General features: G+C 72.0%; 11 protein-coding genes. 4 read left to right on the plus strand and 7 right to left on the minus strand.

The window, feature by feature from the left end:
• Window positions 1–2: 2 nt before the first annotated feature.
• Window positions 3–1,001: a hypothetical protein gene (locus tag L2K70_RS11660; RefSeq protein WP_236402082.1), complete on the minus strand. Its 999-nt coding sequence runs from the start codon at window positions 999–1,001 to the stop codon at window positions 3–5.
• 275 nt (window positions 1,002–1,276) lie between these two features.
• On the opposite strand from L2K70_RS11660, the gene L2K70_RS11665 reads away from it, so the two are divergent.
• Window positions 1,277–4,420 carry an MFS transporter gene (locus L2K70_RS11665; RefSeq protein ID WP_236402083.1) on the plus strand — a complete coding sequence of 1,048 codons (3,144 nt, stop codon included), beginning with the start codon at window positions 1,277–1,279 and terminating at the stop codon, window positions 4,418–4,420.
• A gap of 22 nt (window positions 4,421–4,442) precedes the next feature.
• Here the strand turns inward: L2K70_RS11665 and L2K70_RS11670 are convergent, their stop codons facing one another.
• Genes L2K70_RS11670 through L2K70_RS11685 form a run of 4 tightly spaced genes read right to left on the minus strand, consistent with a single transcriptional unit; the run spans window position 4,443 to window position 8,321 of the window.
• Window positions 4,443–5,276: an MBL fold metallo-hydrolase gene (locus tag L2K70_RS11670; RefSeq protein ID WP_236402085.1), complete on the minus strand. Its 834-nt coding sequence runs from the start codon at window positions 5,274–5,276 to the stop codon at window positions 4,443–4,445.
• A 32-nt stretch (window positions 5,277–5,308) separates the two neighbouring features.
• Window positions 5,309–6,349: a glutathione synthetase gene (locus L2K70_RS11675; RefSeq protein WP_236402086.1), complete on the minus strand. Its 1,041-nt coding sequence runs from the start codon at window positions 6,347–6,349 to the stop codon at window positions 5,309–5,311.
• A complete protein-coding gene (locus tag L2K70_RS11680) occupies window positions 6,346–7,524 on the minus strand; it encodes a peptidase MATCAP family protein (protein ID WP_236402088.1) in 1,179 nt (392 codons plus the stop codon). Before L2K70_RS11680 ends, L2K70_RS11675 begins: the two co-directional genes overlap by 4 nt.
• A complete protein-coding gene (locus tag L2K70_RS11685) occupies window positions 7,521–8,321 on the minus strand; it encodes an N-formylglutamate amidohydrolase (protein WP_236402090.1) in 801 nt (266 codons plus the stop codon). Before L2K70_RS11685 ends, L2K70_RS11680 begins: the two co-directional genes overlap by 4 nt.
• 90 nt (window positions 8,322–8,411) lie before the next feature.
• Between L2K70_RS11685 and L2K70_RS11690 the strand changes: the two genes are divergently transcribed.
• A complete protein-coding gene (locus L2K70_RS11690) occupies window positions 8,412–9,110 on the plus strand; it encodes an NAD-dependent deacylase (RefSeq protein WP_236402092.1) in 699 nt (232 codons plus the stop codon).
• On the opposite strand, the gene L2K70_RS11695 is transcribed toward L2K70_RS11690, so the two are convergent.
• Together L2K70_RS11695 and L2K70_RS21675 are read right to left on the minus strand one after the other, a co-directional pair.
• Window positions 9,035–10,822 (minus strand): sensor histidine kinase, encoded by a 1,788-nt coding sequence (locus L2K70_RS11695; RefSeq protein WP_236402094.1) that lies wholly within the window; start codon window positions 10,820–10,822, stop codon window positions 9,035–9,037. The two genes, L2K70_RS11690 and L2K70_RS11695, sit on opposite strands and share 76 nt — an antisense overlap.
• A 249-nt stretch (window positions 10,823–11,071) precedes the next feature.
• Window positions 11,072–12,838 carry a sensor histidine kinase gene (locus L2K70_RS21675; protein ID WP_236402096.1) on the minus strand — a complete coding sequence of 589 codons (1,767 nt, stop codon included), beginning with the start codon at window positions 12,836–12,838 and terminating at the stop codon, window positions 11,072–11,074.
• Between the two features lie 124 nt (window positions 12,839–12,962).
• On the opposite strand from L2K70_RS21675, the gene L2K70_RS11705 reads away from it, so the two are divergent.
• Window positions 12,963–14,108, plus strand: coding sequence for an acyl-CoA dehydrogenase family protein (locus tag L2K70_RS11705; protein ID WP_236402098.1), 1,146 nt, complete (start codon window positions 12,963–12,965; stop codon window positions 14,106–14,108).
• A 164-nt stretch (window positions 14,109–14,272) separates the two neighbouring features.
• A complete protein-coding gene (locus L2K70_RS11710) occupies window positions 14,273–15,004 on the plus strand; it encodes a VIT1/CCC1 transporter family protein (protein ID WP_236402100.1) in 732 nt (243 codons plus the stop codon).
• Window positions 15,005–15,026: the final 22 nt, after the last annotated feature.

Genomic DNA, 15,026 nt, shown 5'->3' on the forward strand with positions numbered 1-15,026 from the left:
TGTCAGCCGATGCCCGTCCGGATGTCGCGGTCGGTCAACAGGTAGAGGTGCGTGTCCCCCGAGCCGTCGCGCTTGCTCTGCACGTAGTCCACGCACGGGGTGGCTGCTGCGGCCATGGTGTTCTTGGCCGGGCACGGCAGGGCGTCCGTCAGGTTGCCGTTGCCCGCCAGCGACCAAGCAACGGTGAGGTCGCTGACCGCGCCGCCGCCGCACAGGGTCTTGTCGCACTTGACGATCACGGTGGCGGGTGACGCAGTCGTGTACTCCTGGGTCGGCTCGGCGAACAGTGCCTGGAGGACCGCACCGTCGACCCGTCCACCGACACCAACGAAGCAGGGGGCGTAGGTCGAGCTCGCGTCGGTGTCGCAGACGCCCGAGGAGAGCACCACCTGGGAGCCCGCACCGCGCGGCAGCACCACGACCTGGCACACCGGTTGCGACGCGGTCGCCTGTGTGCAGCCGCCCTCACCCCCGAAGCCGGCCGAGAAGGCCGCGCCGTTCGTGGCCGTCAAGGGGGCGCTGATGTCCGTGAGGACGTCGAAGGGTGCGGACGTGCCACCCGTCGGAGCCTTCGGACCCGTGCCGGCGTCGACGCCGAGGACGACCTTGTTGACCGCCTTGGTCACGGACGTGGTGATGTCCACGGTGGTCTTGCCCTTGGGCGCGATCCCGGTCGCCTGCGACAGTGAGCCGACCGAGCTCGAGATGCGCAGCGTCGTGTCCTTGGTGAACGACGCCGGGGCGCCGCTGGCGTCGAGGAAGCTCACCGTGATGGTGATCCTTCCGCCGGCCTGCACGAGAGCCGACGGCGCCGCGGACGACGGCACGCCGGTGGGGACGGCGACGCCGGCCACGCGATCGATCACGATCACCACCGGAGCGCTGGGGGCTGCCGGCGCCGCACTGGTCAGGGCACCGACCAGTGCGGTCAGCAGACCGACGACGATGGCCAGGACGACTCGCACTCGACGTGCGGCCCGTGGCGAAGCGATGCGAGACACGGTGGAACCCCCTCCGACGACTGGGGACGATCGTCCCCACGCGACCATGCGCGTCGGACCAGCGACGGTCAAACGTTCGACGAAGCCTGTCTAGACCCACCCCCGAACGAATCGTATGGATTCGGCGCGGGACCCCCTCATCCGCTTGCCTGACCGCGCCGAGCGGCGAAATGTCCCAAGCCTGCGTCCTATGGGAGGGATGCGCTCGTTGGGGAGGGGTGGGGTCCGTGGCGCGCTCTGCGTCCGCTCGTGTCGCGCCGTCGAGGGTCCTGCTGGTGTCGGCCTTCGGTGCCTTCCTGGCGTTCCTCGACGCCACCATCGTGAACGTCGCCTTCCCCTCGATCCGCGAGTCGTTCCCGGGCACCTCGATCGGCGGGCTGTCGTGGGTGCTCAACGCCTACAACATCGTCTTCGCGGCGTTCCTGATCGTCTTCGGCCGGCTCACCGACCTGCTCGGCCGCCGCCGCGCGTTCATCACCGGCGTCCTCGTGTTCACCGTGGCGTCGGCCCTGTGCGGCGCGGCACCGACCCTCGAGCTCCTGGTGGCGTCCCGGGTGCTGCAGGCCCTCGGGGCGGCGCTGCTGGTGCCGGCGTCGCTCGCGCTGGTCGTCGAGGCCTTCCCCGAGCAGCAGCGCGCGCACGCCATCGGGCTGTGGGGCGCGACCGCCGCCGTGGCAGCCGGGCTCGGCCCGCCGCTGGGCGGCGCCCTGGTCGAGCTCGGCGGGTGGCGGTGGGCGTTCTTCGTCAACCTCCCGTTCGGCCTGGTGGCGTTCTGGGTCGCGCGGAGCCAACTGGTGGAGAGCCGCGCTCCGGGGGTGCGCAGGATCCCCGACCTCCGCGGAGCGATCCTGCTCATCTTCGCCCTCGCGGCGCTCAACCTCGGCATCGTGAGGGGCAACGACTGGGGGTGGACCAGCTCGGACACCGTGCTCACCCTCGCCGTGAGCGCGGTGCTGCTGGTGCTGTTCGTGCTGAGCTCGCGCGCACACCGCTCACCTCTGCTCGATCCCGCGCTCCTCCGGATCCCGTCCTTCGGCATCGCCAGCCTCGGCACGGTCGTGGCGGGCGTGGGCTTCTACGCCTACCTGCTGACCAACATCCTGTGGCTGCAGTACGTCTGGGGCTACACCGTGCTGGAGGCGGGACTGGCGCTCGTCCCCGGAGCGGTGGTCGCCGCAGTCGTCGCCGCCCGGCTCGGCCCCCTCGCCGATCGGCACGGCTACCGGACCTTCGTGGTGCCCGGCGCCGCCATCTGGGCCGGTGCCTACCTCTGGTACCACCAGCAGGTCGGGGTGACGCCGGCGTTCTGGGAGGAGTGGCTCCCGGGCCAGGTCATCAGCGGGATCGGCGTCGGCGCGACCCTGCCCCTGCTCGGCAGCGCAGCGCTCGCCGCGGTGCCGGGGGCGCGGTACGCCACGGCGTCCGCACTGATGTCCAGCGCCCGTCAGCTCGGCGGGGTGCTGGGCATCGCGGTCCTCGTGGTCATCCTCGACGACCCCACCCCGGCGACCGCCGTCGACGCCTTCCGCGACGGGTGGATGTTGTCGATCGGCGCGTTCCTCGTCGTCGCCGTGCTGGCGCTGCCGCTGGGCCGGATCCGCACCCCCGTCGAGGAGGCCACCGAGGACGACAGTCGTCCGGCCACCGTCCACCCGCCCCTCGCGGTCGAGGCCGGGCCGTCGATGGCCAGGACGGAGGACGCGGCCGGCGACCTGTCCGGCGTACCGATGCTCGCGGCCCTGCCGACTGCTGCGCGACGCCGGCTGGAGCTGGCGTCGCGTCACGTGGTGGTGCCTGCGGGGCACTGGCTCATCCGGGCCGGCGACCCACCCGGATCGGCGTACGTCGTCCGACGCGGTCGGCTGGAGGTGACCGTCGGCGCCGCAGTGGTGCGCGAGCTGGGGCCGGGCGAGGTGATCGGCGAGCTGGCCCTCCTGACCGGCGAACGGCGTTCGGCCAGCGTCCGCGCGAAGAGGGACTCCACGGTGCTGGAGGTGCCGCGCCCCGAGTTCGAGGAGGTGCTGGCCGCGGATCCGGATGCCTCGCGCACGATGCTCAGCCAGATGGCCGAACGGCTCCGCACGGCCGGAGGGCCGACGGGTGAGCGGCGGGCGACCCGGCCGACAGTGGTGTCCGTCGTCGCGCTCCACGACGGAACGGGTGCCGGCGACGTCGCGCACACGCTGGTCCGCCGCATGTCCGAGACCCTCCGGGTGTCCGCCCCCGGCGTCGTCGACCCCGAGGGGCTGGACCGGGCCGAGCGCGGCCACGATCGGGTCGTCCTCGTGTCCGACGACGCTGCGAGCGCGACGAAGGCGTGGCGGGACTTCTGCATCCGTCAGGCCGACCTGGTCGTGCTGGTCGGACGCAGCGACGGTCCCGTGCCGTCGGCTCCGCTCGACCCGGCCCCGGGCGCCGGCCCCGAGGTCGTGCTCGCCGGCGGTGGGGTCGATCAGTCCCGCTGCGCGGCCTGGGCCGCCGCGACCGACGCCTGGCAGGTGTCGGTCGTCGACGGAGACCTGGCCGCTGGCCTGCGCCCCCTGGCCGACCGGCTGTCCGGCCGCTCGTTGGGCCTGACCCTCGCGGGAGGCGGTGCCCGGGCGTTCGCGCACGTCGGGGTGCTGCGTGAGCTGGAGGAGTCCGGGCTGCACGTGGACCGGGTGGCGGGCAGCAGCGTGGGCGCGATCATCGCCGCGCTGCACGCCACCGGTCGCGACGGCGCCGAGATCGAGGAGCTGTGCTACGCCGAGTTCGTCCGGAGGCGGCCGTTCAGCGACTGGACCGTCCCGACCCACTCGCTCGCCAGGGGCCGCCGCATGCACGACGGACTGGTGCGCGCCTTCGGCGACTCCGTCATCGAGGGCCTGCCGCGGCAGCTGCACGTGGTGAGCACCGACCTGGTGACCAGGCAGCGCCAGGTGCACCGGCGAGGCTCGCTCGTGCAGGCGGTCCAGGCGTCCGCCTGCCTGCCCGTCCTCCTCCCCCCGGTGCCGGACGACGACGGGCGGCTGCTCGTCGACGGCGGCATCCTCGACAACCTCCCGGTCGACCTGCTCACCGAGCGCGACGAGGGCCCGGTCGCGGCGATCAGCATCTCCATGGGCGGGGGAGCCGGCAGTGGGACGCCCCGGACCGGCCGGCCGCGCGTTCCCGCGCTCGGCGAGACCCTGCTTCGCACGATGATGATCGGGAGCGGCGGCGCCGTCGCCACCGCGCGGGCCCGCGGGGCGTGGGTGGTCACCCCGCCCACGCGGGGTGTCGGGCTGCTCGAGTTCCACCAGCTCGACCGGATGATCGAGGCCGGACGGAGCGCGGCGCGCACCCTGCTCGAGCAGGCCGGTGGCGACCTGGGTGGGTACGTCGCTCGCGAGGCGGAGGACGAGGCGCCCGCTCCCTACGACACCTCCGAGACCGGCTGACCGGCTGACCGGCGACCGGCCGTCAGGCCGGGCTGCGACCGACGTCGAGGGTCGCGCCCTCCCGGGCGACGACGACCTCCACCGCGGAGGAGAGCCCTGCCGACCAGCCGGCGATGTCGTCCAGCGCCGCGTCGGTCCGAGCGGGCGAGTGGTGGAACAGCACGACCGTGGCCGCACCGCACTGCTCGCCGAGCCGGACCGCGTCCTGCACGGTCGCGTGCCCGTAGTCGACGGCGACGGGTCGCTCGCCCTCGAGGAACTGGGCGTCGTGCAGGAGGACGTCGACGCCCTCGAGCATCTCCAGCAGCTCGTCGGCGACACCGGCGGCAGGCGCGTGGTCGGGGAGGTAGGCCACCGAACCGCGCTCGTCGTCCACCCGGATGCCGTACGTCCGCCCGCCCTTGTGGGCGATCTCGGCAGCACGCACGGTGAACCGCTCGATCTCGTGGGTGCCGGGCTCGAGGGCGTGGAAGCCCCACGTCCCGCGCAGCCCCTCCGGCGTGATGGGGAAGGCCGGCGGCGCGAAGGACTGCGCCAGCAGGTCGCGTCCCGAGCGGCCCTCCTGGGCCGGGACGTAGAGGTCTGCCCGGGCGTCGTCGCGGTCGCCCGCTGCGAAGAAGGGGATGCCCTGCATGTGGTCCCAGTGCAGGTGGCTCAGCACGATCGAGCCGTCGAACGACGCCCCGGCGAGCAGGGTGGTGAGGCTCCTCAGGCCGGTGCCGGCGTCGAGGACCAGCGTCGGACGGTCGTCGCCGTCGGCCGTGACGGCCACGCACGAGGTGTGCCCGCCGTAGCGTGAGAAGTCGGCCCCGGGGGCGGGCGTCGAGCCGCGGACTCCCAGCAGGTGGAGCTTCATCCGGCCGTCACAGCCGGACTGTAGCGCGAAGGTCAGCTCGTCGCGAGGGTGTGGTTGTCGATCTCGGGGTAGTGCTGGCGGATCGCGACCTTGCGCTCGAGCTCGGCGATGATCGCCGGGGCGAAGTTGACCTCGTAGAGCGACTGGGCGCTGCCCAGGCCGCCGGGGCTGAAGACGTTGATCTCCATCAGCTTGTCGCCGACGATGTCGAGCCCGACGAGGAACATCCCGTCCGCGACCAGCTTGGGCCGCACGATCTCGACCATCTCGAGCATCGCGTCGGTGACGTTGACCTTGGTCGCCTTGCCGCCGGCGGACATGTTGGAGCGAATGTCCTTGGTGGTGTTGGTGCGGCGGAAGGCGGCGTACTTGCCGTCCACCACCAGCGGCTGGCCGTTCATCACGAACATCCGTACGTCGCCCTTGACCGCCTCGGGGAGGTACTCCTGCGCGACGACGTAGCCGTCGCGGGAGATCGCCTCGATGATCTGCTTGAGGTTGGGCGACTCCTTGCGGTCGACGAGGAAGACGCCCGTGCCGCCGGAGCCCTGGAGCGGCTTGAGCACGGCCTTGCCGCCGAGATCCTCGATGAACGACTCGATCATGCCCTCGTCTCGCGAGATGAGGGTGCGCGGCCGCACGATCTCGGGGAAGTGCTGGAAGTAGGCCTTCGACAGGGCGTTGGCGAGGCTGGTCGGGTCGTTGACCACGAGCACCCCCGACGAGGCGAAGAGCTGGCCGAAGGCGACGCCGGCGTTGTTGCGCCAGGGGTCGCTGTCGGCGTCGTCGGCGGGGTCGTTGCGCAGCATCACCACGTCGAACTCGTCGATCGGGATGAGCTGCTCGACGTCGGGCTTCTTGATGTCGGCGAGGTGGCGCTCGAGGGAGCGGTACGTCTTGGCGTGGCCGGAGCGGGCCTTGGTGCTCAATGACCCGTCGGGCTCGTAGGCGAAGTCGCCGATGCCCATGTACCAGGCCTCGTGGCCCATCTCCTTGGCCGCCATGGCCAGGCGGTTGGTCGTGTACTCCGCCTTCTCCGTCTCGATGTCGTTGACGACGAATCCGATCTTCATGCGTGTCCCTCCAGGAGTGAGCCGAGATCATCGGTGGCCGCCGCCCGCGCGAGGTTCGCGTGGGCCTGCGGGTCGTGCAGGTAGCGGGGCAGGACGCGTGCCGGCCGGAGCAGCCCGCGGTCCTCGAGGTCGCCGATCAGCGGCAGGTCGCGCAGCGCGAACTTGCCCAGCCAGAGGCGGTCGAGCGAGCCGCCACCGCTCAGGTGCTCCAGCAGCTCGACCAGGCCACGCAGGTAGATCGCGTCCTTGGTCATCCCGCCCGAGCGGTAGACGCGCATGACGGTCGTCCACGCGCTGCCCTCGGGGAAGTCGTCGGCGACCAGTGCCTCGTGGGCCTCCTCGAAGCTCGCACCGCCGATCATCCGGTGGACGGTGACGACGCGACCGGCGAGCTGGCGCAGCCGGAAGGCGGTCAGCCCGCCGCAGGCGATCTCGCCGAGCACGGCGAGGCCCTCCTGGGTCTCGTCGTAGCCGGCCAGCCCGACCCCCATCACCTTGATCGGCTGGTGGCTGCCGTTGGCCTGGGTCACCAGGTGCGTGCCGACCTCGTGGTGGAGCAGCGCCTGCGCGCGGGCACGCTGCACCTTGGTCTCCGGGCCGATGAGCAGCACGTCCCCCGAGACCATCACCCCGTTGACGTCGGCCCGGAGCTCGGCGTGCATCGCGAGGTCGGGGTCGGCGTCGCGGTAGAGCGCGATCTCCGCCTCGGCCATCGCGAGGAACTCCTCGGCGTCGAGCGCCTCATCGCTCGGCTCGGTGCGGGTGATGCCGGCCAGGAGTTGCTCGGCCTGTCGGCGCAGGGAGGGCGACACGCCGCCGTACAGCTCTACGCTGAGCGGCAGGAAGTCCTCGGTGTCGCGCGCCTCGAGCATGTCGAGCTGCAGCTCCATCTCGCGGTGCTTGGCACGCAGCAGCTGGCCGAGCACGGGGTCCTCGACCGAGCCGAGGTCGACGGCGGCCAGCTGGGTCCGTACGACGTCGGGGTCGGTCTCGAGCTCGCGATAGGTGAAGCCGGGCTCGGGCGCACGGCCCGCCAGGAAGTCGTCGCGCAGGTCGTCGGCGTCGACGGGCGTGATGTCGAGCAGGAACCGGAAGCTCCCCGCGAGCAGCGCGAGCTGGTGGTCGACCGCGAGGTCGCTCGCGCTCAACCCCTCCGACTCGGGGTCAGCGCTCACCGGAGCTTCTCCAGCTCCTCGCGCATCCCGGGCAGGGTCGACGCGAGCGCGCTGCGCAGGCAGGCCAGCCGTTCCTCGTCGACCTCGGCCGTCCACTCGTCCATCCAGACCTTCTTGAACTCGAGCGCGAGCACGCACCCCACGCCGGGGTAGCGGTCGTGGACGAACCACGCCAGCGCGCGGCCCTCGAAGGCGACGTTCTCCCGCGCGTCGATCGGTCCGCAGCCACCTCCCTGACGGATGTCGGCCAGGAAGCGCTCCACGAGCGGCCCGAACGTCTCGCGGTCGATGCTGCCGGTGCCGACGTTGACCTCGGGGTTGTCCTCGGCGGGCGCCGGCGGTGCGTCGGCGCCGTCACGGCGGTGGTTGTAGGAGTGCACGTCCAGCAGGACGAACGGACCTCGCTCGGCCAGCGCGTCGAGCCGGGGTGCGAGCGCCTCGTAGAAGGCGTCGTAGGTCGCGAGGCTCCCCGCGAACAGCTCGCGCGACAGCGTCCCGCCGTGCCAGACGTCGAGGCCCCAGCAGTCCTCGGGACGCCGGTAGACCGCCTCGCGTCGCGGCCGGTTGAGGTCGGCCTCGAAGCGCGAGCGGTGCGTGATGGCGCGGTCGGGCACGACCTCGGCGATCCGGTCGGTGAACGGGTCCTCCTCGCGCAGCCGCACCTGCTCGTCGAGCACCATCGCGTCGGCGATCTCCGGGCGCAGCCCGTGGCCGGCGTGCACCGACGTCGCGACGACCGGTCCCTCCCAGTCGCCTGCGAACGCGACGATGCCCGACGTCCCTCCCAAGTCCGTCATGCCCGACTGTCTACCGCACCGACGGGTGCCCGCCCACCCCGTCGGGCACCCCTGCGGGTGGACGGGTGGCGCCGGTGCTACTACTGGACCATGCGGATCGTCGTCCTGACCGGCGCCGGGATCTCGGCGGAGAGCGGGCTCTCCACCTTCCGCGACGCGGACGGGCTGTGGGAGGGCCACGACCCGATGCAGGTCGCCACCCCGGAGGCGTACGACGACGACCCGGCGCTGGTGCAGAGGTTCTACGACGAGCGGCGCGCGGCACTGTCGACGGTCGAGCCCAACGCCGCGCACCGCGCGCTCGCGCGGCTCGAGACGGCGCTCGGCGACGACCTCCTCGTCGTCACCCAGAACGTCGACGACCTCCACGAGCGGGCCGGCTCCACCCGGGTGCACCACCTCCACGGACGCCTCAGGTCCGCCTGGTGCACGTCGTGCGACCAGCGGCACGAGTGGGACGGTCCGCTCGCCGACCGGCCACCGTGCCCGGCCTGCGGCGAGCGCACCCTGCGTCCCGACATCGTGTGGTTCGGCGAGATCCCCTACGGCATGGACGTCGTCGAGCGTGCCCTGTGGTCGTGCGACCGTTTCGTGTCGATCGGGACGTCGGGCGTGGTCTACCCGGCGGCGGCGTTCGTGCAGTGGGCGCGCGGACGGACCCTCGAGCTCAACCTCGAGCCCAGCGTGGGCGTGAGCGACTTCGAGGAGTCCCGTCAGGGACCCGCGACCCACCTCGTGCCGGCCTGGGTCGAGGAGGTCCTCGGCGACGGCGGACCGAAGTCGTCCTGAGGCGGCGGCGCCGGGAAGCGCAGCCGCATCGTCGTGCCGCGGCCCAGCCGCGACTCGACCTCGACCGACCCTCCGTGGCGCTGCATGATCTCGCGCACGATGCCGAGGCCCAGCCCGGTGCCGGGGCGCTGGAGCGCGTCCTCGTTGGTCGAGCGGAACAGCGGCGCGAACAGGTTGGCCTGGTCGGCCTCGGAGATGCCGATGCCCTCGTCTCGGCAGATGAAGGTGACCGAGCCGTCGGCGCCGCGGTCGACCCCCAGCCAGATCTCGTCGCCGGCGTTGGAGTACTTCACGGCGTTGTCGACGAGGTTGCTGATCGCGCCCGCGACCTCGCGGGCGTCGGCGTGGACGACCGCCGGGCCGGTCTCGCCGACGAGCTGCAGCGTGACACCGGCCTTCTCGGCGACGGCCGTCATCGCGACGAGGGTCTGGTCGACGATCGCCATCAGGTCGATGCGCCTCATGGTCGGCGGGTGCTGCGGGTCGCTGACGCGCGAGAGCATCGCGAGGCCCTCGAGCAGGTCGCTGAGCCGCTCGGTGCCGCGGAGGATCGCCTGTGCCCGGCGCCGGTCGCGCTCGTCCATGTCCTCACTGGTGGCGAGGAACTCCGCGTTGGCGGCGATCACGGTCATCGGGTTGTTGATCTCGTGGGTGAGCTCGCGCAGGAAGCGGTGGCGTGCCTCCTCGAGCTCGCGCAGCTCCTCCAGCAGCCGGCGCTCGCGCTGCGTCGCGCGCGCGTTGGCGATCGCGCGGCCCAGGTCGTGGCCGAGCTCGAGGACGGCGACGCCCTCGCCGTCGGTCCAGCGCCGCGAGCCGGTGCGGCGGGCGGCCATCAGCATCCCGAGCACCTCGTCCTCGACCCCGACGGGCGCGACGACGACGGCCTCGAAGCCGGCCTCGTCGAGGGCACGCGCGAACCAGTCGGCGTGCGCGGCCTCCAGCACCGGGTCTCCCCAGATCTGCTCGGGCTCGATGATGAGGACCCGCTGGTCCGCCCACGCCCGCGCGGCAGCGGCGTCCAGCGCCTGGCGCACGTCGGGTGCCATCTGCAGGCCCAGGCTGTCCGGGGTCTCGACGTCCTCGTCGAGGAAGGTGTGGATCTCCAGCTCGTCGACCGACAGCGCACCGAGCAGCGTCACGCGGGCCTCGCGCAGGAGGTGGTGCACGTCGTGGCGGGCCGGGTTGGACCGGGCCAGCCGGCGGGTGGCGCGGATGACCCGCATGTGGTCGGCGAACTCCTCGCGCTCGACCGCGGTGACCACCGAGCGCAGCGTCATCGCCAGCTCGTCGGAGATCTCGAGCAACCGGTCCTTGTCGGGCCGCTTGAGGTCGGTCGGCACGTCGAGGTACAGCAGCGCTCGCAGGTCGCCCCGCTCGTCCGCGATCTGGGCGACCAGCATGTCCATCGGGTGCCAGTCGTCGGGGTTGCCGGTGGTCGGGATGTCGGGCACGAGGACCACGCCGTCGATGAGGTCGCGGGTGCTGTCGGCGAAGCCTTCGTCGGGCATCCAGACGAAGTGGCCGAACTGCTCGCCGTCGGCGAACGCGGCCTGCATGTCGGCGAGCCGCGAGGCGGTGCCGAGGCGCTCCTCGGCGCTGGTCAGGTCGCCGTAGATCGCGACGAACTCCAGCAGGCCCTTGGGGCGGACGACCTCGATGGCGCAGACCCGGAACCCGGCGCGGGTGGCGGCGTCGCGCGCCAGGGCGTGCATCAGCGCCCGAGCACGTGCATCACCCCAACTCAGGTCGCGCGTCCGGCGCTCCCCTGGTCGCCCCTGGTCCATGGCGGTCTCGTCCTCCTGTCGCGGATCGTAGGCGGGGGGCCCAGGCTCCGGGCGCTTTTCCCCCCGTCTTGCCGGATGCTGGGGAGGAACTGTTGAGAAGGGGTATGTCTAGACCGATTCAGGTGGCCCGGACGGGTGGTGCCGGCCTGGTCACAACGGTCACGACGGTCACGGCGGTCACGACGACTCGTCGGCGGACGCCACCGGCAGCCGTGCGACGAACGTCGTGCCGACCCCGACCTCCGAGGTGACGTCCACTCGCCCGCCGTGGGCGGCGACCACGCTCTCCACGATCGAGAGCCCGAGCCCGGTGCCGGGCCTGGTCCGGGCGGCCGGGTCGCCCGCGCGGAAGAAGGGCGTGAACACGTGGGGGAGGTCGGCGGGGGCGATGCCGATGCCTGCGTCGGCACAGGTCAGCACGGCCTCGCCGTCGGCCACCTCCAGCGTGATCGAGACCCAGCCTCCGGACGGGGTGTACTTCACCGCGTTGGAGAGCAGGTTGGCGACCATCCGCTGGAGCGCCGCCTCCTCGCCGGCCACCACGACGCCCTCGGTGACGTGGCTGGTCAGGTCGACACCGCCGCGCGCGGCCACCGTCTCGAGGAACTCGTGGCACTCGCGCACGGCCGCCGAGAGGTCGACCGGGACGCTCGGGACGGCGCGGTCGGGGTCGCTGACCGCGGCGAGCGCCATGAGCGCCTCGACCATGTCCTCGATCCGGCGGGCCGCCCGGTCCATCGCCTCGAGCGACTCACGCGCGTCCGGGGTCGGCTCGTCCAGTGCGAGCAGCTCGAGGTGGGTCCACAGCACGCTCACCGGGTTGCGCAGCTCGTGGGCCAGCGTGGTCACCATGTCGCGGCGGTGGTCGTTGACCTCGCGGAGCTCGGCGTTGAGGCGGCGCTCGCGCTCCATGATGCGGGCGTCGAGCACGACGCCGGCGAGGTCGTTGGCTACGGCGGCCGCGGCGTTGATCTCGGAGTCGATCCACCGGGCGCCGCCGACGGCCCGGCCGAGCCCCATCGTGCCGAGGTACTCCTCCCCCATGCCGATCGGGACGAGCAGCAGCGAGCCGAGGCCGTGCGTCTCCATCGCCGCGGCCATCACGTCCGGGGTCGGGGTCGCCCACTCCTCGAGGCCCCACGTCCGGTCGGGCTCGACCACGAGGTGGCCGCGCCGCAGCCACACCTCGCGCATCTGCGCCTCGAGCTCGGCGGTGTGCGGCTCGAGCAGCGGCTCGACGTCGCCTGCGAGCAGCACGTCGAAGAAGTCGATCGGCATCCCCGCGACCATCGCCTCCGACAGCTCGCGCATGAAGTCGTCGACCGCGAGGCCGGGGCGGACGCTGCGCACCGCCGTACGGGCCCGGGTGACCATGCGGACCTGCTCGCCGTAGAGCTCGCGCTCCACGATGCTGACGATCGCCTCGTAGAGCACGCCGATCTCGTCGTTGATCGACGCCATCTGCTCCGCCGTGGGTCGCAGGCCCGAGTGCGGCTCGTCGAGCCAGAGCACCGCCCGGCGCTCGCCGTCCTCGCTGGTGAGCAGCTTCATCAGCAGGTCCTCGGGGTGCCAGCCGTCCTGGCCGTCGCCGCCCGGCACGTCCGGCGTGTGGCCGTAGCGGTCGACCCACTCGCGGGTCTCGTCGTCGATGGCCTCGAACGGGAGGTGCACCCAGCCCGCGAGGTCCGTGCCGCGCTCGACGATGCGGTCGATCATCACGTGCGGCGTGGCCTCGCCCATGAGGCGTTCGTGGCCGTCGAGGCTGCCGGCGATGGCGACGTACTCGAGGTTGCCGTCGGAGCGCAGCGCCTCGATCACCGCGACGCGGTGGCCAGAGCGTCGCGCGACGTCGTCGGCGATGGCGTGCAGGACCGCGCGCTGGGCCTCGTTGCCCCACGCCTGCCCGCGTGGACGTGCGTACGTCCGGTCGTCGTCCCTCGTCACTGCTCCCACTCCCGCTCCCGATAACGAGATGGCCGAGGGCACGTTACGCGGCACCGGGCCTGTCGGGGAGCGACCTTTGGTCAAGATTTCAGCGACTTTGGTGACTCGTCGGTAACATAGCCGCATGAAGCGCGAGATCTACGACGAGGACCACGAGGCCTTCCGGGCCTCGGTGAAGCAGTTCCTGGACCGCGAGGTGGTGCCGCACCTCGACACGTACGCCGCCCAGCACGCGCTCGACCGCGACTTCTGGATCGCGGCCGGCAAGCAGGGCCTCCTCGGCCTCGAGATCCCCGAGGCGTTCGGCGGCTCGGAGGCCGGCGACTACCGCTTCAACGCGGTGCTCACCGAGGAGCTGGCCAAGGTCAACATGACCCTGCCGAGCTGCGTCGGGATCCACGCCGACATCACCGTGCCCTACCTGGTGCACCTCACCGACGACGACCAGAAGGCCCGCTGGCTCCCGCGGGCCGCGTCCGGCGAGCTCGTCACCGCCATCGGGATGACCGAGCCGGGCGGCGGCTCCGACCTCGCCAACCTGCGTACGACGGCGGTGCGCGACGGCGACGACTGGATCATCAACGGCTCCAAGACCTTCATCACCAACGGAGGTTCGGCCGACCTCGTGCTGGTCGCGGCGCGCACCAGCCCGGAGAAGAAGGCCAAGGGCATCTCGCTCTTCGCCGTCGACACGACCCTGGACGGCTTCAGCGTCGGCCGGGTGCTCGACAAGGTCGGCCAGGACGAGTCCGACACCGCCGAGCTGTCCTTCGAGGACGTCCGCGTCAGCAACGCCGACCTCGTCGGCCCGCTCGACACCGGCTTCATCTCGATGATGCAGTTCCTGCCGCAGGAGCGGCTCGGCTCGGCGATCACCAACCTCGCCCACGCCCGGCAGATCCTCGACGAGACGGTTCAGTACGCCAAGGACCGCCAGGCCTTCGGGCAGCCGATCGGCTCGTTCCAGAACACCCAGTTCCTGCTCGCCGACCTCGTCACCCGCGTCGACGTCACCCAGGCGTTCGTCGACCAGTGCGTGCTCGCGCACAACCGGAAGGACCTCACCCCCGTCGACGCCGCCAAGGCGAAGTGGTGGACGTCGCAGGTGCAGAACGACGTGCTCGACCACTGCGTGCAGGTGCACGGCGGCTACGGCTACATGAACGAGTACCGCGTCGCCCGCGCGTGGCGCGACGCCCGCGTGACGAAGATCTGGGCCGGCTCCAACGAGATCATGAAGATGCTGATCGGACGCGACCTCGGCCTGTGACGAGGGGCCTGGTGATCGCCGTCGTGCGCGCATGAACTTCCACTCGTACGGGTGGAAGTTCATCGGGGCGGGCCACTCGCCGCATGAGCACAGGCTCACCTTCGTTGAAACGTCCCCCGCGGTTCACGAAGATCGGTGCATGAGCGAGCGAAGCGAGTACGTGCATGAGCTTTGAGATCGGCACCGACGAGAAGCCGCACCACTTCCACTCCGACCTCGGCGAGGTCGGCACCCGGCTCAACTGGCTGCGCGCGGCCGTCCTCGGCGCCAACGACGGCATCGTGTCCACCGCGGGTGTGGTGATGGGTGTCGCCGGCGCCACCGACGACCGCGGCGCCATCGTGATCGCCGGCATCGCCGCGCTGACCGCGGGTGCGCTCAGCATGGGCGCCGGCGAGTACGTCTCGGTCAGCACCCAGCGCGACTCCGAGAAGTCCATCCTCGAGCTCGAGGCGACCGAGCTGCGGCAGATGCCGGAGACCGAGGAGCGCGAGCTGGCCAAGATGTACGTCGAGAAGGGCCTCTCGCCGGAGACCGCGACGCAGGTCGCCCGCGAGCTCACCGAGCACGACGCGCTGCGTGCGCACGCGGACATCGAGTTCGGCATCGACCCCGACAACCTCACCAACCCGTGGCACGCCGCGTGGGCCTCGATGGTCGCCTTCACCGTCGGCGCGCTGCTGCCCTTGCTCGTCGTGGCCTTCGTCGCCGACAGCCTCCGCGTGCTGGTCACCGTGCTGAGCGTCGCGGCGGCCCTCGCGCTCACCGGCTTCGTCAGCGCCCGGATCGGTCTCAGCCCGCGCCTGCCAGCCGTACTGCGCAACGTGGGGGGCGGCCTGCTCGCGATGGGCGTCACCTACGCGATCGGCGCGTTCGCGGGCGTCCACCTCGGCTGACCCGGGCCCCGCTGGTCGAGGA

This window comes from Nocardioides potassii, from assembly GCF_021648885.1.
In the GTDB taxonomy this organism is placed as follows: domain Bacteria; phylum Actinomycetota; class Actinomycetes; order Propionibacteriales; family Nocardioidaceae; genus Nocardioides; species Nocardioides potassii.